The 23,031-nt window shown below is 33.2% G+C and carries 14 protein-coding genes and 1 pseudogene; 13 read left to right on the top strand and 2 right to left on the bottom strand.

Translation table 11 applies throughout. The features are described from left to right. Nucleotides 1-78: 78 nt before the first annotated feature. The 3 genes from ACPWTF_RS08705 to ACPWTF_RS08695 all read left to right on the top strand — a co-directional run bounded on the left by ACPWTF_RS08705 (nucleotide 79) and on the right by ACPWTF_RS08695 (nucleotide 2,730). Complete coding sequence (locus ACPWTF_RS08705; protein ID WP_248728175.1) at nucleotides 79-1,086, top strand: 3-oxoacyl-ACP synthase III family protein; 1,008 nt, start codon at nucleotides 79-81, stop codon at nucleotides 1,084-1,086. Nucleotides 1,087-1,561: 475 nt separating this feature from the next. Beyond that, nucleotides 1,562-1,885: a GIY-YIG nuclease family protein gene (locus ACPWTF_RS08700; protein WP_250837365.1), complete on the top strand. Its 324-nt coding sequence runs from the start codon at nucleotides 1,562-1,564 to the stop codon at nucleotides 1,883-1,885. Between the two features lie 173 nt (nucleotides 1,886-2,058). Further along, nucleotides 2,059-2,730: a copper homeostasis protein CutC gene (locus ACPWTF_RS08695; protein WP_427875167.1), complete on the top strand. Its 672-nt coding sequence runs from the start codon at nucleotides 2,059-2,061 to the stop codon at nucleotides 2,728-2,730. A gap of 100 nt (nucleotides 2,731-2,830) precedes the next feature. Here the strand turns inward: ACPWTF_RS08695 and ACPWTF_RS08690 are convergent. Next, nucleotides 2,831-5,251 (bottom strand): annotated as a pseudogene (locus ACPWTF_RS08690) (TonB-dependent receptor domain-containing protein). 332 nt (nucleotides 5,252-5,583) lie between these two features. Between ACPWTF_RS08690 and argS the strand changes: the two are divergent. From argS to ACPWTF_RS08665, 5 genes are all read left to right on the top strand, one after another. Further along, nucleotides 5,584-7,362 carry an arginine--tRNA ligase gene (argS, locus tag ACPWTF_RS08685; RefSeq protein ID WP_427875166.1) on the top strand — a complete coding sequence of 593 codons (1,779 nt, stop codon included), beginning with the start codon at nucleotides 5,584-5,586 and terminating at the stop codon, nucleotides 7,360-7,362. A gap of 359 nt (nucleotides 7,363-7,721) precedes the next feature. After that, nucleotides 7,722-8,213, top strand: coding sequence for a carboxypeptidase-like regulatory domain-containing protein (locus tag ACPWTF_RS08680; protein ID WP_427875165.1), 492 nt, complete (start codon nucleotides 7,722-7,724; stop codon nucleotides 8,211-8,213). Continuing rightward, a complete protein-coding gene (locus tag ACPWTF_RS08675; protein WP_427875164.1) occupies nucleotides 8,210-10,891 on the top strand; it encodes a SusC/RagA family TonB-linked outer membrane protein in 2,682 nt (893 codons plus the stop codon). Before ACPWTF_RS08680 ends, ACPWTF_RS08675 begins: the two co-directional genes overlap by 4 nt. 4 nt (nucleotides 10,892-10,895) lie before the next feature. Beyond that, a complete protein-coding gene (locus tag ACPWTF_RS08670) occupies nucleotides 10,896-12,371 on the top strand; it encodes a RagB/SusD family nutrient uptake outer membrane protein (RefSeq protein ID WP_427875163.1) in 1,476 nt (491 codons plus the stop codon). Between the two features lie 247 nt (nucleotides 12,372-12,618). Continuing rightward, nucleotides 12,619-13,326: a hypothetical protein gene (locus tag ACPWTF_RS08665; RefSeq protein WP_427875162.1), complete on the top strand. Its 708-nt coding sequence runs from the start codon at nucleotides 12,619-12,621 to the stop codon at nucleotides 13,324-13,326. Nucleotides 13,327-13,396: 70 nt separating this feature from the next. On the opposite strand, the gene ACPWTF_RS08660 is transcribed toward ACPWTF_RS08665, so the two are convergent. Beyond that, nucleotides 13,397-14,299 (bottom strand): DUF6607 family protein, encoded by a 903-nt coding sequence (locus ACPWTF_RS08660; RefSeq protein WP_427875161.1) that lies wholly within the window; start codon nucleotides 14,297-14,299, stop codon nucleotides 13,397-13,399. A 105-nt stretch (nucleotides 14,300-14,404) separates the two neighbouring features. On the opposite strand from ACPWTF_RS08660, the gene ACPWTF_RS08655 reads away from it, so the two are divergent. From ACPWTF_RS08655 to ACPWTF_RS08635, 5 genes are all read left to right on the top strand, one after another. Then, nucleotides 14,405-16,570: a TonB-dependent receptor plug domain-containing protein gene (locus ACPWTF_RS08655; protein ID WP_427875160.1), complete on the top strand. Its 2,166-nt coding sequence runs from the start codon at nucleotides 14,405-14,407 to the stop codon at nucleotides 16,568-16,570. Nucleotides 16,571-16,582: 12 nt separating this feature from the next. Continuing rightward, the gene (locus tag ACPWTF_RS08650; protein ID WP_427875159.1) at nucleotides 16,583-17,998 is read left to right on the top strand and encodes an HmuY family protein; all 1,416 of its coding nucleotides are present in this window, start codon (nucleotides 16,583-16,585) and stop codon (nucleotides 17,996-17,998) included. A 283-nt stretch (nucleotides 17,999-18,281) separates the two neighbouring features. Next, the gene (locus tag ACPWTF_RS08645) at nucleotides 18,282-19,760 is read left to right on the top strand and encodes an SGNH/GDSL hydrolase family protein (RefSeq protein ID WP_427875158.1); all 1,479 of its coding nucleotides are present in this window, start codon (nucleotides 18,282-18,284) and stop codon (nucleotides 19,758-19,760) included. Between the two features lie 89 nt (nucleotides 19,761-19,849). Next, entirely contained in the window at nucleotides 19,850-21,178 is a 1,329-nt protein-coding gene (locus tag ACPWTF_RS08640) for a GDSL-type esterase/lipase family protein (protein ID WP_427875157.1), read from the top strand. A 1-nt stretch (nucleotide 21,179) separates the two neighbouring features. Next, a complete protein-coding gene (locus tag ACPWTF_RS08635) occupies nucleotides 21,180-22,862 on the top strand; it encodes an MBOAT family O-acyltransferase (RefSeq protein ID WP_427875156.1) in 1,683 nt (560 codons plus the stop codon). Nucleotides 22,863-23,031: the final 169 nt, after the last annotated feature.

Here is a 23,031-nt window from a genome sequence, read left to right as displayed (position 1 = left end):
AAATAGTATTTTGTGTACGTATATTTTAAAGTATGCGTAAATTTGCAATCCAATTTTTTAATAAATAATAATAGATATATGTATCATTCAAAAATAGCTGGTTTAGGATATTATGTTCCTTCTAATGTGGTGACTAACGATGATTTGTCTAAGATAATGGATACCAATGACGAATGGATTCAGGAAAGAACCGGGATTCAGGAAAGAAGACACATTATCCGTGGAGAAGACACTACTACTTCAATGGGAGTAAAAGCAGCTAAAATTGCAATAGAGCGTTCTGGTGTTGCCAAAGAAGATATTGACTTTGTAGTTTTTGCTACATTAAGTCCAGATTATTATTTTCCAGGACCTGGAGTTCTGGTTCAAAGAGATTTAGGTTTAAGAACAGTTGGAGCATTAGATGTTAGAAATCAATGTTCTGGTTTTGTTTATGCAATTTCTGTTGCAGATCAATATATTAAGACCGGAATGTATAAAAATATTTTGGTTATTGGTTCTGAGGTTCACTCTACAGGATTAGACATGACAACTCGCGGACGTGGAGTTTCTGTAATTTTCGGAGATGGAGCAGGAGCTGCAGTTTTAAGCCGTGAAGAAGATTTAAGCAAAGGAATTTTATCTACGCATTTGCATTCTGAAGGAGAACATGCAGAAGAATTGGCTTTGCAAGCGCCAGGAATGGGAGCGCGTTGGGTAACAGATATTATTGCAGATAATGATCCGAATGATGAAAGTTATTACCCGTATATGAACGGACAATTCGTGTTTAAAAATGCTGTAGTTCGTTTTGCTGAAGTAATCAATGAAGGATTGGAGGCAAATGGTCTTCAGGTTTCAGATATTGATATGTTGATTCCGCATCAGGCGAATTTGAGAATTTCGCAATTCATTCAAAATAAATTCAAATTGACAGACGACCAAGTTCATAACAATATTCAGAAATACGGAAACACAACCGCAGCATCTATTCCGATTGCTTTGACTGAGGCTTGGGAACAAGGAAAGATCAAATCTGGAGATACTGTAGTCTTAGCAGCCTTCGGAAGTGGATTTACTTGGGCAAGTGCTATTATTAAATGGTAAAATAATCATCTTACATTATATTTTTTTAAAACCTGCTTCTTATTGGGAGTAGGTTTTTTTTATAGCCATTTGAGCTGAGCGAAGGCGAAGCTCCCGTTCCAATAGTAGCGCCCTTCGACTTCGCTCAGGGAGACAAAACTTTGATGGCTGTATGTGTTTGATTTCTATTTGTCAGGCTGAGCGAAGTCGAAGCCCACGTTCCAATAGGATCGCCCTTCGACTCCGCTCAGGGTGACAAAACTTTGATGGCTGTATGTGTTTGATTTCTATTTGTCAGGCTGAGCGAAGTCGAAGCCCACGTTCCAATAGGCTCGCCCTTCGACTCCGCTCAGGGTGACAAAGCTTTGACGATTGTATGTGTTTGATTTCTATTTGTCAGGCTGAGCGAAGTCGAAGCCACGTTTCTATTATCACGCTCTTTTTAATATTTTTTGAATTAAATTTCTTACTTTTATTGTTTTTGAAGTAAAAAATTATGAAAAGATATTACGTCTATATTTTAAAATGCTCTGATGGAAGTTATTACACAGGAATGACAAATGATATAAATAGAAGACTAAGTGAACATAATTATGGTTTAAATAAAGAAAGCTATACATTTAATAAAAGGCCTTTGGAGTTGGTGTTTTGTACAGAGTTTAATGATGTTATCCAAGCCATTGCATTTGAAAAGCAAGTAAAAGGCTGGAGCAGAAAAAAGAAAGAAGCTATAATAAAAGATAAATGGGAGGATTTGAAAAAACTTTCTCAATGTTTGAATAAAACAACTCATAAAAATTTTAATAAAAAGGATGTTTAGTATTAAATTAGCCGTCGGTTTCGTCAGGACATACTTTGTCAGGCTGAGCGGAGTCGAAGCCCACGTTCCAATAGGAGCGCCCTTCGACTCCGCTCAGGGAGACAAAGATTGAACATAATTTTTTTGCAGCTTGTCAGGCTGAGCGGAGTCGAAGCCATTTTAATACAATACAAATGAAAAAAAATCAACTAGAAATAGCTTGTTTTAATTATGAATCGGCATTAATTGCTCAAGCAAACGGCGCAGATAGAATTGAGCTATGTGAAAATATGAAACTGGGAGGAACTACGCCAAACTCTATTTTGGTAGTAAAGGTTCGCGAAAGTATAAATATAAAAATGCATGTTATTATAAGGCCTCGAGGTGGTGATTTTGTCTATTCTGACGAAGAGCTTACCGAAATGAAACAAGATATCAAGCAATATAAAAAACTAGGTGTGGACGGTTTCGTTTTCGGAATTTTAAAAGAAAACGGAAAAGTAAATAAAAAGCAGAATAAGGAATTAGTGCATTTGGCGCATCCATTATCGTGTACTTTTCACCGTGCTTTTGATGTAGTTAAAAATCCTGAAAAAGCACTTGAAGATGTGATTGATTGTGGCTTCAAAACCATTTTGACTTCAGGTCAAGGTGTAAATGTAGAAGAAGGAATTTTGGCTTTAGAAAGACTTCAAGAACTAGCGGGAGACAGAATTGAAATTATGCCAGGAGGAGGTTTAAGATCTTCAAATATCAAACTGTTGCAAGAAAAATTAGATCTCACTTTTTATCATTCTTCAGCAATTACAGACGGTTCTGAAACTGCAAATCCAGAAGAAATAAAGGAGTTGCGTAACTTTTTATAGAATAGAATAAAACAAAAAAAGTCTGGAGGTGGCAATCTCCAGACTTTTTTTCTACAAGAAATTATTCAAAAAATTATTCAAAAAATTTTCTCAGACAAGATTAGAACATTCCACCCCCGCCTTTGTTAGTATTGTCGTCTCTTTGTTTACGTTGTAAATTTTTGATTTTTCCGCCTCCAAAGTTATAAGTCAAACCAAAGTAAACCGTTTGGCTTTCCCATTTAAACTGACCTGCTTGAGGATAAGGGTACATGGTATCAAAAGCATATTTCATTGTATTGAAAACGTCATTGAAACGAACACTTAAATTCATTTTGTTATCCAATAAGGTATAACGTGTACCAATATCCATTTTATACATTTCGTGGCTGTTGTTTTGAAGCCCGTCTGTAGCACCTCTATAGAATCCGAAAGCTAAGAAACTTAAACGTTTGTTTACTTTAAAATTAGAGTTCATACGTCCGTTGAAAGCAGCAACAGTAATTTTTCTATCGATTGGATTACTTGTATTTGTTGCAGGATTGTATTGGAATACAATACCTTGCTGATTAATACTTGAGAAATCAATCGATGGTTGGATATCCCACCATTTTGTGATTTTGTAATTGAAAGAAACTTCAAATCCGTAAGCTGTATTGTGATCGTAGTTGGTAAAACTCATGATTTGTTTTTCCATGCTCGGATCTGCTGGATCAGGATATAAAATTCTGCTGATTTGGTCATTAATGCTTCTCACAAAAACTCCAGTTGTAAAACTTCCTTTTTCAAGAGTTTTAGTATAATTTACTTCAACTGAGTTGGTAAACTGAGGTCTTAATTCAGGATTTCCTAATGAAGTAACTAACGGAGTAGCAAATTCACGAATAGGTTTTGTCTGTTCTAAACTCGGACGGTCTACACGACGGCTGTAGCTAAACTGCAACGTGTTTTTCTCATTCAAATTATACGTTAAATATGCTGATGGATATAATGTAATATAATCATCATCAAATTTAGTCTGACCGTAATTTAAGTTAGCCTGTACTTTATAGCTTTCAAAACGTGCACCCAATTGATAGCTAAACTTTTTGTATTTCTGTCCAAATGTTACATAAGCAGAATAAATATCTGTGTCATAAGTATAATGAGACGTTTGATCTGCTACTGGTAACAAAGGGTTTCCAGTCACATAATCGTTATCTGTTCTCGTGATTCTTGCCTCAGCTCCAGCTTCAAGGGTTGTTTTTTCGTTTAACGGATTAACATAATCTACGTTTACAGTACTTAAATTTCTAGTTCCTTGCAGAAAATCATTGTATATAATACCCGAAGCAGTATTGTCAATTTTGGTCGTCTTAGTATCAAAAGCAGCATTTTGAGTTTTTTTATTATCACTATAATTTGCTTCAAAATCTAAAGTGTGACCTTCTTTTTTAAAGATGTGTTTGTAGGCCAAATTGTATGTTCCAACTCTGTCAGGTCCCCAATAGCTTGATTTTTGAAAGATATTAGAAATGTCAGAACCCGTTACATTATTGTAATCAATATCAGTGTCTACAAAACCTTTTCCGTTAGATTTGTTTTGATTGGTGTAGAAAGACAAAGTGTTATGATCATCAATTAAATAATCCATTCCGATTTTGTATAAGTAAGAATCATTATCATTCAAAACAGCTATATTTTGAACTATATCTTGATCAAATCTTTGGATGAATCCTGTGTTTTGGTAAGTACCAAAGTTTTGCCCCACGTTTCCAAAGAAATTTACTTTCCCGGTTTTGTAATTTAAATCTAAAGATTGATTGTATTTTGCCGTTTTACCAAAAGTAATACCGCCACTGTAGCTTCCGTTAAAACCAGTGTTTGCATTTTTGTGCAAGATGATATTAATGATTCCAGACATTCCTTCAGGATTGTATTTTGCACTTGGGTTCGTAATCAATTCAATTTTCTTGATAGAAGTTGAAGGAATTTGTTTTAACAATTGAGCAGGATCAATATTCGTTGGACGCCCATCAATTAATACACGAACATTATCATTTCCGCGAAGCGAAAGCTTTCCGTCCTGATCTACGTTTACAGAAGGAATATTGTTCATGATGTCAGATGCCGAAGCTCCTGCAGTTGTCAAATCTTTACCAACGTTAACTACTTTTCTGTCAATTTTTTGTTCGATTGTAGAACGTTCTGCGATAATGTTAACCCCTTTTAATTGCGTTGCTTCTTCTTCAAGAGCTACATTTACAGTAGCATTTTTTTTGTTTTCGCTCAAAAGAACAGAACCGATATATTTTCTAAATCCAATATATTGAATTTCGATCGTGTAACTTTTTAAAGCAATGTTTTTAAATGAATAGTCTCCGTTATCGTCTGTATTTACTCCAGAAACCACTTTTCCATTTTCTTTAAGCGAAACAGTTGCATAAGAAATCGGCGCATTGTTCGACTTTTCTGTAATTTTTCCAGTAATACTTCCAGTATTCTAGGCCTGTGCAGTTGCGATTATACCTAATAACGCAAACAGAAAGAATTTTAATTTCATGATTTTTTTACTGATTATTTTTGATTTGATTGATGATGATGATTTCGTTTTGTTAGTTTTTTCTTTTTTTCTTTTTCTTGACCTTAAAAAATTAGAGTCTCTATTAAGACTCTTTTACAGTTGATATGTTACAAGAAATTAAATAAAAAAGTGTGTTTTTTTTCTCGTTGGCTGTTTTGTAAGAGATTACGGTTTTGATTTTTTGATAATTTTAACAATTAAAAAATGCGCTTTTTTGTCAAATTGAAACTCTTTTTCTGAATTTAATATGTTTTTGATTTTCTCTAATTGATGAATAAGCAGTATCTTTGCTCACTTTAAAATAAGTTTACATGTCATTATCACAAATTCTTACACCTTCTATACAAAAAGCAATACAAGCATTATTTGATGTTACTGTTGATAAAATCGAGTTTCAGACTACTAGAAAAGAGTTTGAGGGAGATATTACAATGGTAATTTTCCCTTTGCTAAAAGTGATTAAAAGTAATCCAGTTGAATTAGGAAATAAAATTGGAAATTATCTAGTTGAGAATGTTTCTGAGGTTGCTCGCTTTAATGTAGTTTCTGGTTTCTTGAATATTGTTATCTCAGACAGTTATTATGTGAATTTCTTTAACGGAATAAAAGATCAAAAACAGTTTGGTTTTGTAGCTCCAAATCCGGCAGAGAAAGCAATTATGGTAGAATATTCTTCTCCAAACACCAACAAACCATTGCACTTAGGACACGTTCGTAACAATTTGTTAGGATATTCTGTTGCAGAGATTTTAAAAGCTTCTGGTAAAAAAGTGTATAAAACTCAAATTATCAACGATAGAGGAATTCATATTTGTAAATCAATGCTGGCTTGGGAGAAATTCGGAAACGGAGAAACGCCTGAAGCATCTGGTTTAAAAGGGGACAAACTAGTAGGTAAATATTACGTTGAGTTTGATAAAGCTTACAAAAATGAAATTAACGGTTTAATAGAAGCTGGAAAAACAGAAGAAGAAGCCAAAAAGCAAGCGCCGATCATTATCGAAGCGCAAGATATGCTTAAGAAATGGGAAGCTGGTGACGAAAAAGTAATTGAGCTTTGGAAAAAAATGAACGAATGGGTTTATGAAGGTTTCGCAACAACTTACACAAATCTTGGAGTTAATTTTGATAAATATTACTACGAAAGTAATACCTATCTTTTAGGAAAAGATGTTGTTCAGGTAGGTTTGGATAAAGGCGTTTTCGAAAAAGATCCAGATGGTTCTGTTTGGATTGATTTGACAGACGAAGGTCTTGACAGAAAAATTGTTTTACGTTCTGATGGAACAGCGGTTTATATGACACAAGATATCGGAACCGCAATTCAACGAGTTAAAGACATGCCAGATGTTGGGGGAATGGTTTACACAGTTGGAAACGAGCAAGATCATCATTTCAAAGTTTTATTCTTAATCTTGAAAAAATTAGGTTTTGATTGGTCTTCAACTTTATATCATTTGTCATACGGAATGGTTGATTTGCCATCTGGAAAAATGAAAAGCCGTGAAGGAACCGTTGTAGACGCTGATGATTTGATGCAAGATATGACCGATACAGCCAAACAAATCTCAGAAGATTTAGGGAAATTGGATAGCTATTCTGCCGAAGAAAAAGCAAAGTTGTACAAAACAATCGGTTTGGGAGCTTTGAAATATTACATTTTAAAGATAGATCCTAAAAAACGTATTTTATTTAATCCAGAAGAATCTGTCGATTTTGCTGGAAATACTAGACCTTTTATTCAATACACATACGCTAGAATTCAGTCCATAATCCGTAAGGCTGATTTTGATTTTTCTAATAAAATCGAAATCGAAGAATTGCATGAAAAAGAGAAAGAATTGGTAAAACAAATCCAACTTTTCCCAGAAGTAATTCAGAATGCGGCTCAGAATCATAGTCCAGCATTAATTGCTAATTATACGTACGATTTAGTAAAAGAATATAACTCTTTTTACCAATCAGTTCATATTTTAGGAGAGGTTGATTTAACTAAAAAAATATTCAGAGTGCAGCTTTCTCAAAAAGTTGCTGAAGTAATCAAATCTGCATTCCAACTATTAGGAATTGAAGTTCCAGAGAGAATGTAAGAATTAAAGCTTAAGAAATTTTAAAGCCAATAGTTTTTGAACTATTGGCTTTTTTTATTGCTTTTTTGGCTTATCCGGTAATATTTGCAGTTTGACTCTTTATTAGTTTTGTGGCATATTTCACAGTATTTAATTGCATAGTCATTAAGATATCTCCTAATATTCGTTTTTTAACTATTTTGAATTAGTAAGCTTTAGTATAAATGATAAAGGATTAAAACCATCTAGCAATAGATGGTTTTTTTTGTTTTAATTATTTGTAAGTTTATTATTATGTTTATTGATGTTAAATAAGTGTAAAATCTTGTTAAAATTAATTTAATTTTATAAGTTGCGCCCCTTAATTCAAACAAACTATAATGAAAAGAAAATTTAAAGGATTTGCAATTCTTGTGTTTTTGTTGACTGCTCAATTGTTTTTTGCGCAGGAAAAAACAATTTCAGGAATTGTATCAGATGGCAGCGGACCAATTCCAGGTGCGAATGTTGTGGTAAAAGGAACTAGCAATGGAGTTCAAACCGATTTTGACGGGAAATACAAGATTAAAGCAAAAACAGGAGATGTTCTGGTTTTTTCTTACATGGGGATGAAAGATCAGTCGGTTACCGTTGGAAATTCATCTTCTGTAAATATTAAAATGCAGGAAGGTGGAGAACAATTAGAAGAAGTTGTGGTTCAGGTGGCTTATGGAAAAGCAAAAAAAAGTTCTTACACAGGATCAGCAACTCAAATTAAATCAGAACAGCTTGAGAGTAGACCTTTAACGAATGCTTTATCTGTTTTAGAAGGTAGTACTTCGGGAGTACAAATTCAAAGTTCGGCTGGTCAACCTGGGCCGCACCAGAAGTGAGAATACGTGGATTCAGTTCTATAAATGGATCAAATACTCCACTTTATATTGTTGATGGAGTTCCTTACGCAGGAGATATAAGCAGCTTAAATTCAAGTGATATTGAAAGTCTAACTGTTTTAAAAGATGCTTCTTCAACTTCTCTTTATGGTTCAAAAGCTGCAAATGGAGTTATTATAATCACCACAAAAACAGGAAAGTCATCAAAAGATAAGTTTTCATTAAATATGAGTACGGGAATGACTTCTCGTTCAATTAAGGATTACGAAAGAGTGAATGCTTTTGATTATTATCCTCTAGAATGGGAGGCGATTAGAAATAGTCGTCCTATGGCAAACCAATCTCAAATTGATGCAGCTAATGCTTATGCTTCTACAAGAGTACCAGTTGTTCTAGTTACAAATCCATTCAATGTTCCTGCAAATAGTATTGTTGGAACAGATGGAAAATTAAATCCAAATGCTCAATTGCTTTATCCACAAGATTTGAATTGGGAAAAACAATTGGAAAGAGCTGGAGTTCGCCAAAATGTAGATTTTTCTTATCAAGGAAAATCGGAAAAATCAAATTATTTTGCTTCTCTCGGTTATTTGAATGAAGAAGGATATATACAAAAGTCAGGTTTCGAAAGAACTACAGGAAGATTAAATCTTAATACAAGTCTAAAAGATTGGTTCAAAACAGGAGTAAACATTTCAGGAGCTTTAACTAACTCTAAATTAGGAACTGATGGTGTAGAAAATACAAGTTCTTTCAAAAACCCATTTAGAACAATAAGAACGATGGGGCCTATTTACCCAGTTTTTGATCATACCGCCAATGGAGATTATGTCTTTGATGATAATGGAGATAGAGTTTATTCAACAACTAGGGGGTCGGGTGCTTCTAATGGACGAAATGTTGTTTATGAAACTTTAAATGATACTGATGTAGTAAAAGGATTAGCGCTTTCTGCAAGAACATTTTTTGAAATAACTTTCCTCAAAGATTTTAAGTTCACCACAAATGCCTCAATCGATAAAACATATTCGAATAGAACCTATTCTTATAATACTTTAATTGGAGATGGGGCGCCAACAGGATTTATTGGAAAGGATGATAAAATTTTAACAGGAGTTACGTATAATCAGTTGCTTAATTATTCTAAAAAAGTTGGCAATCATAATTTTACGGCACTTTTAGGTCATGAAAGTTTCGATTATGAAAGAAATTGGAGTACGGGCACTAAAACCGGTCAGGTAGCTCCAGAGATTATAGAGTTTGTTAATTATGCGACTACAACAGGTTTGAATTCTTATACGAGAAATTACGCTACCGAATCATATTTTTCTAGAATTGGGTATGACTATGATGATAAATATATTTTTTCAGCATCGTTACGAAGAGATGGATCTTCAAAATTTGCTAAAGATAATCGATGGGGAAATTTTTGGTCTTTTGGAGGAGCTTGGGTAATCTCTAAAGAGAATTTTTTAAAAGAAAAAACATGGATTAATGACTTAAAATTAAGAGCATCTATTGGAGAAGTTGGAAATGACTCACATACTATTAGTGACACAAATGATGCAGGTTCGCAAATTAATGGCTTGAATTATTACGTTAGTCAGAATACTTATAGTTTAGGATCTGATAACGGAACAGAAGGCGGTGTGTTAATTTACGCTGCAGGAGCTCCTAATCTAAAATGGGAAGTCAATACTCAGAAAGATATTGCAGTAGAGTTTGGATTATTTAAAAATAGATTAAAAGGTAGTATTGAATATTACAATAGAAATACTGACGGGTTAATTTTTGCAGTTCCAAATCCATTATCATCTGGTTTGGATAACAGAATGGAAAATATAGGTTCAATGGTAAATAAAGGAATTGAGATTTCATTAGATGGTGCAATTATCAAAACAAATGATTTTTCTTGGAACCTAAATATTAATGCATCAACTATCAATAATAAAATTACAAAGTTGCCTCAAGGGGAAATTATTGATGGGACTAAAAAACTTTCAGTGGGGCATTCAATTTACGATTATTGGCTAAGAGATTGGTATGGTGTGGATCCAGCAGATGGATATGCTTTATATGTAGCTGATCCACAATTTGTGAACTCTGGAGATAGTACGATAAGAGTTGTAAATGGAGTAAATGTAACTACCGATCAGAATAAAGCTTTATACCATTATGCTGGTTCAGCAATTCCAGATTTATTTGGAAGTTTTGGGAATACATTTAAATACAAAGGTCTTCAATTAGATGTTGTTTGTACTTACCAAATAGGAGGGCAAATGTATGATACAAATTATGCTGTTTTAATGCACACTGGGAATAGTTACGGATCAGCATTTAGTACTGATATATTGAATAGGTGGCAAAAACCTGGGGATATTACAGACGTTCCGCGATTAGATGTAAATAGAAATACTCAATCATCTGCCGCTTCAGACAGATGGTTAAAAGGTTCTGATTATTTATCATTAAGACAGATTAATTTATCTTATAAAATGCCAAAAGAGTTTATTTCAAAGTTAGAGATAGATAATGCTTCTGTTTATGTTAATGGAGAAAACTTATTGTTGTTTACAAAACGTCAGGGAATGGATCCTACACAAACTTTTAACGGTACAACGCAGAATAGATATATACCATCTAGAGTAATAACATTAGGTCTGAATTTAAATTTTTAACATTATGAAATCAAATTATATAAAATTGATATTTGCATTTGTATGCATAATTATTTTTGGATCTTGCTCGGATGATTTTCTAGATAAAAAGCCAACAGAATTTGTGGATTATGAAGGAGCAACAAAAACAACTGACAACCTAATGACTCTTTTGAATGGTATTCACAGATCTTTATATATAAGATATGAAGGAAATCAAAATGAAAATGGATTAGGCAGTTTGATGCAGCAGATAGATATTGCTGGTGATGACATAGTTTTCCCTGTTACTAATGGCTGGTATTTGCAAGTTTATAACTGGGCAGCATTCTCTAATGAGAATTCTCAGGATTTAAGATTCCAGTTTAGAACTTATTATAGAATAATTAGAAATGCAAATACTATTATAAATGCAGCAGATGTGTCTATCGGTTCTGATGCAGATAAGAAAATTGTAAAAGGACAAGCTTTGCTTTATAGAGCTTTTTGTCATTATCAATTGGTTCAGCTTTTTGGAGAAAGATATATAAGCGGAATTAATAATTCTCAGCTTGGTGTTCCTATTATTTTGACTGTTGGCAATGATAAATTTCCTCGTTCAACAGTAGAAGAAGTATATGTGCAAATTAATAAGGATATAGATGAAGCAAATGTTTTGCTAGCTGATTACACAAAACCCAACAATTCACATCTTGATTTAAAAGTAGCGCAAGGTCTGAAAGCAAGAGTTGCTTTAACTCAAGGGAATTGGGCAGTGGCAGCAAATTATGCGAACAAAGCGAGAACGGGAAAAACGCTAATGTCTGCATCAGATTATGTTGCGGGATTTAATGATTACTCTAATAAAGAATGGATGTGGGGAAGTCATATAAATGAAGTTCAAACTGATTATTTTGGAAACTTTGGAGCATATATGTCAAGAAATTACAACTCAACTGTTATACGTTCTTGCCCAAAAGCAATTAATAGTAAATTGTATAACATAATTCCACAAACGGATGTTCGTTCTAAAATATTTGATAAAACAGGAAACCATACAGCTCTTTCATTGCCGTCGAATTATGCTAAATTTCCTTATACTAGCCAGAAATTTTTAGCAATAAGTACAGGAGATAGTAGATGTGATGTCCCATATATGCGAGTTGCCGAAATGTATCTGATAGAGGCTGAAGCTAAAGCGAGACTTGGAGATGCTACTGCAGCAAATGTGCTTTTTGATTTTGAAATAATGAGAGATCCTGCTTATGTTTTGTCTAGTAACACTGGTCAAGCTTTAGTTGAGGAAATACTTTTACAAAGAAGAATTGAATTATGGGGTGAAGGATTTAGATTCTATGATTTGAAGAGAACAAGCTCATCATTAGATAGAACTGGTGCAAATCATGATTCAAGTATTGTAAATGGAGTTTTAACTGTAGACGCTACAGATAAAAGATGGCAGTGGCTAATTCCTAAAGCAGAAATTAATGCCAATCCATTAATTGTTCAAAATCCTTTATAGTAATTTAAAAAAAATCCGGAAGCTTTAAAAACTTCTGGATTTTTTTTAAATGAATTTTCGTGTAAAAAAGTATTAACGAGATTTGTGTATGTTGTTTTTATAAGTATGTTTACAGGAGGAAATAATTGGTTATTTTACAGCTAAAAGGGCCAATAAACAAAGGAGAAAAATCGGCTTACGATACTATAAAATAAATACGAGGAAGCCGAAAATCGTGAGAGTAGGCAAAATTTAAACCCAAAAACAAATGATTAAAAAACCTTTACTTTTAATGATGCTTCTTTTTGCATTTACAGCAACTAAAGCTCAAGATTTAATTAACCCATCTTATGGATTTTCGCACAGTAAAACAGCTTACATTACGCTAGCAGACGGAACAGAAATTAGCGGAACTATTCGTGATATTGATAGAGACAAAGGGTTAATTGAATTTATTAAATTACAAGACGCAGCTGGAAAAAAGCACAAATTAAAACCGGAGGATATTAAGTATATGTACTTACCACCTAGTGGACTTGATAATTTGACTAAAAAAATTGATTTTGGTACAGATTTTCAAAAATGGAACGATGATAAACTGAACCAAGAGTACTTAAAGGAAGGTTACGCATATTTTGAAACTGCTGATGTGCAAATCAAAAAGAAAAAATCAAAATTATTAATGCAACTTTTAAACCCTGCGTTTAGTAAAGAATTTAAAATATACTGTGATCCACATGCAAAAGAAACTACTTCTTTAGGAGTTGGAGGTATTAAATTTGTAGGTGGAGATGCTAAATCTTACTATGTTGCTAAAAAAGATGCACCTGCATTTTTATTAAAGAAAAAAGAATACAAAAAAGAGTTTGCAACATTGTGGAGCGGATGTGACAAATTAATCACAGCATCTGCAGCAGATCCAAAATGGACAGATTTATCAAGACACGCTGTTACTTATTCTGAGTGTGCTCAGTAATTACTAGAACAAACAAAAAAATCCGGAAGCTTTAAAAACTTCCGGATTTTTTATTAACAACTAATTCTAATTACTTAACAAATTTGTCAATGATTTTATCTGTTTCTGCTTTTGCAGTATCTGGTTTTAAATCAAATAAAAGAGAGTAAAGTGCTTTTCTGTCAACTTTTGCCTCTAGGTTTAAATCTTTGTGTCTGTCAAAAAGAGTCTGCCATTTGTCACGAACATTTTTCCAAAGTACATTATTTTCTTTCCACCATTTTTGAGCAGCCAGACATTTAACATCTGGAACTTTAGTATAAACGTCAAATCCTTTTTCTTGTGCTAACAAAACATCTTTTCCAGCATCGTCACGAACCAATTTGTCATTGTCTTGTTCATGATTCCACCCTGTAGAAGTAATTTCATGAATGTTTCTTCTTTTTAATACATTGTAATCGTTACGTTTTGTTTGCTCTCTTCTTGGAAGCGGTGCATCAGCAACGTTTGCCCAATAATCTTGCCCGTCAACGTGAACCCATGTTGAAGAACCTTCATATCTTGGACTATCATCAACTTGATATACTTTTTGAGTCCATTGGCCTTTAACCGCTTTTTTGTCTAACTTTTTGTATTTCCAAGTATTGCCTTTATCAAAAGAGTATAAGTCTGTGTTTTCGTATAGCCAATCTTGTCTCCAGTGCTTGATGATCATATCGTCACTTACAATCAATAAGTGCTGCATTACAATTTTGTTTGGAGTATCTTCTAATAACTCTACCCATTCTAATGCAGATTCGTGTTTTGTTTCAGACGGCTTATAAGTAAGAGTGTCTTTTGGATATGAAAATGTTTCTGTAAAATTAAATTTCACTTCGTAACAACCACACATTGATTTAATTGACTTAATGTCTTGTTGTTTTTTGTCCTGACTAAAACCAAGACTGCATGTTAAGGCCAAAGCGGCTGACATAAAAAGGCTTTTTGAAATCATAACTTATTGTTTTGTTTTTAAATTTTTCGCAAATATATAAATTTTATTTAGAACAATTAAAAATAGTTATATATTTGCATCGATTATTAAGACTGAATAAAAATAATGAAAATTAAAATTACCCTTTTTGCTGGATTTCTATTTTGTACATATTCTTTTGCTCAGCAGAAAGATAGTATTGCTTCTAAGGAAAAGCTTTCTGAGGTTGTTGTTACGGGACAGTTTGAGCCACAATCTATAAAAAAGTCTGTTTTTAATGTTAGAGTGATTTCTAAAGAAAACATAAAACAGCTGGCAGCAAATAATTTGGCTGATGTTTTAAATCAGTATTTAAATATTACAGTGACATCTAATGGAGATGACGGACGTTCTAAAGTCTCAATGTTTGGATTAGATTCTCAATATTTTAAAATTTTGGTTGATAATATACCTTTAGTAAGCGATACAGGAATGGGAACAAATGTAGATTTAACCCAAGTAAACTTAGACGACGTTGAGCGAATCGAAATTATCGAAGGATCAATGGGAGTAACCCATGGAGCAAATGCAGTTACTGGTATTTTAAATATTATTACAAAAAAAGGAGGCGGTTATAAGTGGCAGATTAATGCGACCGTTCAAGAAGAAACAGTAGGTAAAGAGTTTGCATTTTTTGATAAAGGTCGTCATATTCAATCGGCTAAAATTGGTTACAATTTTAATGAAAATTGGTTTGTCAATATTGGAGGAAATCGAAATGCGATGGCCGGTTATTATGACGATAAGAAGGGAAAAGATTATGATAAAAATGATGGGCTTAGAGGTTATACCCAGCTTCCGAAAGAACAATTGGTAGGGAATGCAATTTTAGGCTACCAAAAAGATGGTTTTAGAATTTTTTACAAATTTGATTATTATGGTGAAGATGTTCACTATTACAATCCACAAGTAAATATACAGGATAATTATCCTTTTCCAGATACTTATTTTTCAAGAGATAAAAGATATATCACCAATCGTTATTACCACCATTTAAATGCCAATGGAAATCTTTTCTCGAAACTAAAATATAATGTTTCCGTTTCTCAACAGAAACAAGAACGTGATTTGGAAAATTTTGTCTACCACATAGATACAAAACAGGAGGTAGATAATCAAAGAGCCACTTATCAATCAAAAGAGGTCTTTTATTCGACAGGTACACTTAGCAATTTCTTTGATAATAAAAGTGTAGACTTTCAGCTTGGCTACGAAATCACTAACGAGAATGGTTTCTATGACTCTTCAGTTGGGGCATTTAGAGATGATAATCAGCAAGGCGTAGATATTAGAAAGAGACTTGAAAATTATGATATTTATTCAGTTGCAGAAATTGGCGTAAACGAGAAATTCTCCATTCGTCCAGGGCTTCGATTTTCATTTCAAAGTGCTTTTAACAATCAATATGCAAGTTCATTAGGTTTAAGATATCTTTTTGATAAAGGATTAGAAGCAAGAGCTTCTTTAGGTAAATCCTATCGTACTCCAAACTTTGATGAGCTGTATACTTATTTTGTTGATTCAAACCATAATATGCAAGGAAATCCAAATCTGATTCCTGAAAACAGTACATCGTATGAAGTTAGTTTTAAAAGAGCTTGCTCTTTTAATTCGGGCGCTCAAATATCTAACAATTTAGCTGTTACGTATTTAGATGTTGATGACAGAATTGATATGGTGGTTACACAGGTAACTCCCACTTGGAATTATAGATATATGAACATCAACAAATATAAAATGTGGAACATTTCTACAGTTGAACAATATACTTATAAAAACTGGAATATAATGTTGGGAGCAGCTGTAGTAGGTATTTCTAGAAAATTGGATTTGGCAGCTGAAAATTTGGTTTCTGATGATAAGTTTTTCTACTCGTTCAGATTAAATTCAAGTATTTCTTATAACATTCCGAAATGGAATACTTTGTTAGCTGTTTTTTATAAATATAATGGACAACAGCAACAATATGTTGCAGGTACTGGTACAGACGGGAAATCGGGGTTCTTCTTAAGTACATTAGAATCTTACAGTTGGATGGATGCTTCTATCCGAAAAGCATTTTTTAAAAATCAATTTGAAGTTACACTCGGAGCTCGAAACTTATTTAACGTAACCAATTTGCAATCTGTGCAAAATGGCGGCGGTGGCGATGCAAGTGGCGGCGCGCATGGAGGAGGAACTTCTAGCGATATGATGCTTGGCTACGGCCGATCTTACTTCTTAAAACTTTCATATAATCTAAATTTTAATTAATAAATCAATACCATGAAAAAAAACTTTATTTTAATATTATCTTTTGTATTGCTTGCCATTGGTGCTTGTAGTAGTGATGATGAAGCAGTTCAAGCCAATGTTGTAGCTTTTGCAGCGACTTCAGTAAATTTATCTGCTGAAACGACTCCAATCGAAATTAAATTTGCTTCTCCAACTGCATCGGCAGGTTCTTTAACTTTAACTTACACTGAAACAGCAGTTGCAAGTGGCACAGATTATAGTACTACGCCAGCAATCGCTGCTGGTAAACTAATCGTTCCTTTTGATCAAAATGTTTCTTCTGTGACATTTACTTTTAAGAAATTAAAAGAAGCTATTGAAGGCGAAGTTAAAAATGTAGTTTTCACTATTAGTAGTGCTTCTATCAATGCTGTGATTTCTGAAAATAAGTCTATTCAGGTAAACTTTAACGAAACAGCTTCTTTAGGGAATGCATTAGCTCCGGAAGTTGGTGAACCAACAGAACCGAATCAAGTTTTTGTTGATTTGAGTAGTGGAAAAATGACTGCTGTTCCAAGAGTTTCATGGGATTTAGGATTCTATTCTGGTACAGATTTTAGAGTTATAATAAATCATACTGTAAAAATGACTGCTAAACAAACGAATAGTGTGAATATTGACGAAGTTCAAGCGGAAGATGCAACTATGCTTGTTAATGGTGAAGGAAGCACTACTCAAATTGATGATCCTACTGGAGATATTACTAAAACCGCTATTGCAGTAATCTCTGCAACAGATGCTGATAATAAAGTATACGTAATAAATATGGGAAGTAATCCTGGAACAGTAGCTCCTAAAGTTGGATCTGAGGGTACAGGTACTGGACCTTCTAGAGGATGGAAAAAAGTTAGAATTTTAAGAAGCGGAAATGATTATAAAGTACAATATGCTGATATTGCCGCTACTACTCACGACGAAATCATTGTTACTAAAAATGCAGCTTATAATTTTACTTTCTTAAGTTTATTAGACAAAAAAACAGTTAGTGTTGAGCCTCAAAAAGCACAATGGGATATTAGTTTCACAAGTTTTACTAATACAACAGGTACACAGTCAGGAGGTATAGCTCCTTATAATTTTGCGGATTTCATTTTAAATAATGTTAAAGGTGGTGCAAGAGCTTACCAAGTACTTACAACAGCTTTCGCATATGATGCTTTTACATTGGCAAATGTTGAAAGTGCAAAATTCACAGACGATCAAAGAAATATTGGTTCGAACTGGAGAGGAACAGTGGGAGGAACAGATGCAAATGGCAATCCAACTTCTGGATTTGCAGCAAGATCAGATCGTTTCTATGTTGTTAAAGATCCAGCAGGAAACGTTTATAAAGTGAGATTTACCGCAGGTGTAAATGCTGCTGGAGAAAGAGGTTATCCTACTTTCCAATATGCTATCTTAAAATAAATTCATAAATGAAAAAATCTAAAGATTATAAAGAATATTTCATTTTAACTTAAAAAATGCTTCGGCATTAAAATTTAGTTAATCATTAGCTTTGTTTTTTTTATTTTTTTTTGATTCAAGAGGTTAGAATTTCTAACCTCTTTTTTTGTTCTACTTTCTTGTTAAAATGAATTAGAAACAAAATGTTATTCTATCTTTGCACAAATTTTTTCTGCAATAAGTTAACCATTATTTAATTGGTTTAATTTTTGAATGCAGTTCTTCATATTTTATAATTATTTAGGTGAATACAAAATCTTATTTTTTTCAATCTTTTGCGATCGTGGCGTTAGCGCTGGTTGCTTTTATTGGGTTTAAGCAAATTCTTCCAGACAAAATATTTTCTGAGACTAAATTAGATTCTAAAAATATATTGATAGACAGTCTGCTTTTAGAATCTGTTGCCGAAGATTCACTATCGGTAGACAAAGACAGTATTGCAAAAAGTGAGCGAGCACTAAACGGCCAGAAAATTGTTTTTGATGAAACCGAAGGAATCGAGTTTCCAGCCGAAACATTTGAAAACTACAAAGGTTATCAATACCTGATTTCCTTTTATGAGAAATTGTATCAGTTAGAAAAAAATCCTCAGAATAAGGTCAGAATTGCTTATTATGGAGATTCCATGACCGATGGAGATTTAATTGTACAAGACGTTCGTACTAATTATCAAGAACGTTTTGGAGGAAATGGAGTAGGATTTGTTTCTATTACTTCAGAGTCTGCTGCATCAAGAGGTTCTGTAAAATCAACCTATTCTAAAAACTGGAAGACACAATCTTATTTAAATGTAAAAAGACCAACAAGTCCTTTTGGAGTTAACGGACATGTGTTTTTTGCAAATGATAAATCCAATTCAACTTGGGTTCAGTACGAAGCTGGGCTTAATAAGTATTCTACTTCTTTAGATAATGCAACCTTATTTTACGGTCGCTCCTCTAAAACAGGAAAAGTTAATTTCATTATCGGAAAAGACACTATCAAGAAAAGTCTTTCGCCAAATAGTTTAGTGAACACACTAAAAGTTTCATCAGGAAGTTTAAAAGCTTTCAAGGCAAACTTTGTTCAGGCAGATTCTATTCCGATTTACGGATTTAATTTTGATAATGGAAGTGGAGTTCATGTTGATAATTTCTCGCAGAGAGGAAATTCTGGACTTCCAATTTCGATGTTCAATGCAGATGTAATGAGAGCTTTTAATAATAGTCTGAAATACGATTTAATTATTCTGCATTACGGAACGAACGTTTTAAATTATGGAACAAAAAATTATTCTTGGTATGAAAAAGGAATGACTAAAACCGTAAATAAAATTAAAGAATCCTTTCCAGGAGTTTCAATCCTGATTGTTTCTACTGCCGATAAATCAACAAAATATGATTTAGAAATGAAGACCGATTCTGCTGTAGTTCCATTAATGAAAGCGCAAAAACACTATGCATTGGAAGCGCAAGCAGGATTTGTGAATTTATATACTTTGATGGGAGGAGATGGATTTATGATTAAATGGGTTGACGAAACTCCTGCAAAAGCAAATAAAGATTATACCCACTTTAATCAACGTGGTGCAAAAGCAATTGGTAATTTGCTATACGGACAATTGAATAAAGGATACGAAGAATATAAAGTGCTCAGAGAAAAAAGAGATGCTGAAGGAACTAAGCCAAAACCAGTAAGAAAAGCCAGACCCGATTCCGTTTCAGTAACAAAAGATAGTGTATGATAAACAAACTTATTTTTTTCTTTTGTTGTCTTTTTTTTGCAACAAATGAAAAAACTCCAAAAACAGATGTACATCCAACACCCAAAAGTATGATTCAAAAAGCAGATAAAGCAATAATTGATGCTCCTTCTGATGGTCAAATTTATAATGCAAAAGCGTTAAATGATTTTTTTCAGAAACTGGAAAAGAACGAAGATCAGAAGAGTCAAAAAATCAATATTGTGCATATCGGAGATTCGCACATTCAAGGTGATTTGATGACTAATGAGATCAGAAAAAAACTGCAGCAGAAATTTGGTAATGCAGGACGCGGTTTAGTATTTCCGTATCAATTAGCTAAAACAAATGGTTCTTATAACGAACGTTTCAAATCGAACAGAACTTGGGAAAGTTATAGAAACATTCACCCAGTTAAGAATTGTCCGATTGGGTTAAGCGGAATAGGACTTTGGAGAGATTCTGGCGGATTTGTGATGGAAATGGATGTAAAAGATTTGGCTTATAAATTCAATACAATAAAAATTATTACGCCTCAGAATCAGGATATGTTTGATTTGGCAATTTCGTCAAAAATCAATTCTATCCAGACAACAGAGCCAAAAGTTATTACACACAAAATTAAAAAAGGCGAAGTGCTGGGTACAATTGCAGACAAATACAATGTTTCGATTACAGAAATTAAAAGAGACAACCATTTAAAGTCTAATAATATCAGAGCGGGAAGAACCTTAAAAATTGCCACAAAGGAAACGAGACAAAAGACGATTTCAATGTCAGAATTTGTTCCCTTAGCAGTAAAATCAGATTCGTATTCGCACTATTATAATTCTGAAAATGCTTTGAGCCGAATTTTCTTGATTCCGAACAAAGAAGCAAAGGATTTTGAGTTAAACGGAATTGTTTTAGAAAAAGACACTCCTGGAATTATTTACAGTGGAATTGGAGTAAATGGAGCTAAATATTCAGATTACAATAAGTATCCTTTATTCTTTGAGCAATTAAAATCGTTGCATCCAGATTTACTGGTTTTCTCTTTAGGAACAAATGAAAGCTATGATCATTTAGATCCAGAAAAATACATTCGGGAGCTAAAAGAATTTATAAGCAATATAAGAGCACAGAAAATAGATGCGCCGATCATTGTAATGACACCGCCGCCATCTTTGCTAAGAAGAAAACCAAACACTTATGTTGATGATTATGCTAAACAAATTCTTAATATAGCGCAGAAAGAAAATCTTGCCGTTTGGGATTTATACGAGGAGTTTGGAGGAATGAGCGGCATCAGACAATTAAAAGTACAAGGATTAATAGGACCAGATTGGGTTCATTATTCAAAAAGAGGATACGAGAAACAAGGAGATTTGTTTACTCAGGCGTTTTTAAGATCATACGATAATTTTAAATCAAAGAAGTAAGTTGACAACAATAGAGAGCATTAATAATTGGTTTATTCAAAATTTTGGTGCAATTACAATAGAGCAAGTTAAAAGTTGGTTCGTTTATAATGAAGACGAAAAACTTTTATTCAATACCGGTTTATTCTTAGGTTTATTTCTGGTTTTCTATTTTGTGTATGGTTTTTTACGCAAAACATTTTATTTGAGATTAACGTATGTTATTCTCTTTTCACTATTCTTTTACTATAAATCAAGCGGAATTTACTTTCTACTGCTATTGCTTTCATCGGTTGTAGATTATGGTTTGAGCCAGATTATTTATAGAGAAAGCAGAGATAGTGTTAAGAAATTTTACTTGGTTATAAGTGTTATTTTGAACTTAGCGCTTTTAGGCTATTTTAAATACATGAACTTTTTGATTGTGACTTACAATGATATGTTTCATGGTAATTTTGCACTTCACAATGTTTTTCTTCCTGTTGGAATTTCGTTTTATACTTTCCAATCTATGAGTTATATTATTGAGATTTATAGAGAAGAAATTAAACCGACAAAAAATTACATCGAATATTTATTCTTCGTTTCGTTTTTCCCGCAATTAGTTGCTGGACCAATTGTACGCGCGAAAGACTTTTTGCCTCAGATTTATCAAAAATTAAACCTGACCAAACAAGATGTAAACAACGCTTTGTTTTTAATTATTGGAGGTTTAATCAAAAAAACAGTTATCTCAAATTATATATCAGTAAACTTTGTTGACCGTGTTTTTGATACGCCAATGAGTTATACTTCGTTCGAAAATTTAATGGCTTCGTACGGATATGCTATTCAGATTTACTGTGATTTCTCTGGATATTCAGACATGGCAATTGGTATTGCATTATTGCTTGGATTTAAATTGCCAGTCAACTTTAGAACTCCATACAAATCGACTTCGATTACCGATTTCTGGAGAAGATGGCACATTTCGCTTTCGACTTGGTTAAAAGACTTTTTATACATTTCGATTGGAGGAAACAGAGAAGGTTCTTTCGCAGGATATTTATTCCCAAGTTTATTTTTCTTCGGATTATTGCTTTGGGGAATGTCTTGTTATAATGAAAGTATAATTCCACTTATCATTGCAGGAGTCAGTATTTTAATTTTCGCTTTGTCATTTTTATTGTCAAGCAAAATAAAACAAACCTTAGTAACCAATTTCAATTTGTTTACCACGATGCTTTTAGGAGGTTTGTGGCACGGAGCAGGAGCACAGTTTATTGTTTGGGGAGCGCTTCACGGATTAGCATTGGCAGTTCATAAAATATTTATGGAATTTTTTCCTTCGAAGAAAGACAAAAGTCCAAATTTTTTGTGGAGATTTTTCTCAATCCTAATCACATTCCATTTTGTAGTTTTCTGTTGGATTTTCTTCCGAGCTAGAGATTTCGAAACAGCCTTGCAGGTAATTAATAATATTGGTCAATTAACATTCGAACCAGAACTTTGGAAAACAATTGTATTAGGTTATAAAAATGTTTTCGGATTGATGCTGTTCGGTTATGTTTGGCATTTCTTGCCAGATTCATTTACAAACGGAATGAAATCTGTTTTCGATAAAACGCCATTATTAGTAAAAGCAATAATCTTAGGATTTGTTTATTGGATTGTTTACGCAACAGCAGTAGCCGGTTCACAGCCTTTCATTTACTTTCAATTCTAAAAAGATATGGCCGCAAAGGCACAAAGGCGCAAAGGTTTTTATTCTTTGCGCCTTTTTTGTTTTTTGCCACAGATTAAAAGGATTGAAAAGATTTTTAAAAATCTGCTAAAATCTTTTTAAATCTGCGAGAAACAAAAACTTTGTGTCTTAGTGCCTTCGTGGCAAAATT

The organism is Flavobacterium sp. MMS24-S5 (assembly GCF_050320125.1).
GTDB classification, from domain to species: Bacteria; Bacteroidota; Bacteroidia; order Flavobacteriales; family Flavobacteriaceae; genus Flavobacterium; species Flavobacterium tyrosinilyticum.
This window is presented reverse-complemented; position numbering and strand designations above follow the sequence as displayed.

What these genes read in the sequence shown, in the direction of transcription:
- ACPWTF_RS08705 (WP_248728175.1), top strand. Translation starts at nt 79, where the DNA reads ATGTATCATTCAAAAATAGCTGGTTTAGGATATTATGTTCCTTCTAAT.
- ACPWTF_RS08700 (WP_250837365.1), top strand. Translation starts at nt 1,562, where the DNA reads ATGAAAAGATATTACGTCTATATTTTAAAATGCTCTGATGGAAGTTAT.
- ACPWTF_RS08695 (WP_427875167.1), top strand. Translation starts at nt 2,059, where the DNA reads ATGAAAAAAAATCAACTAGAAATAGCTTGTTTTAATTATGAATCGGCA.
- argS (WP_427875166.1), top strand. Translation starts at nt 5,584, where the DNA reads ATGTCATTATCACAAATTCTTACACCTTCTATACAAAAAGCAATACAA.
- ACPWTF_RS08680 (WP_427875165.1), top strand. Translation starts at nt 7,722, where the DNA reads ATGAAAAGAAAATTTAAAGGATTTGCAATTCTTGTGTTTTTGTTGACT.
- ACPWTF_RS08670 (WP_427875163.1), top strand. Translation starts at nt 10,896, where the DNA reads ATGAAATCAAATTATATAAAATTGATATTTGCATTTGTATGCATAATT.
- ACPWTF_RS08665 (WP_427875162.1), top strand. Translation starts at nt 12,619, where the DNA reads ATGATTAAAAAACCTTTACTTTTAATGATGCTTCTTTTTGCATTTACA.
- ACPWTF_RS08660 (WP_427875161.1), bottom strand. Translation starts at nt 14,299, where the DNA reads ATGATTTCAAAAAGCCTTTTTATGTCAGCCGCTTTGGCCTTAACATGC.
- ACPWTF_RS08655 (WP_427875160.1), top strand. Translation starts at nt 14,405, where the DNA reads ATGAAAATTAAAATTACCCTTTTTGCTGGATTTCTATTTTGTACATAT.
- ACPWTF_RS08650 (WP_427875159.1), top strand. Translation starts at nt 16,583, where the DNA reads ATGAAAAAAAACTTTATTTTAATATTATCTTTTGTATTGCTTGCCATT.
- ACPWTF_RS08640 (WP_427875157.1), top strand. Translation starts at nt 19,850, where the DNA reads ATGATTCAAAAAGCAGATAAAGCAATAATTGATGCTCCTTCTGATGGT.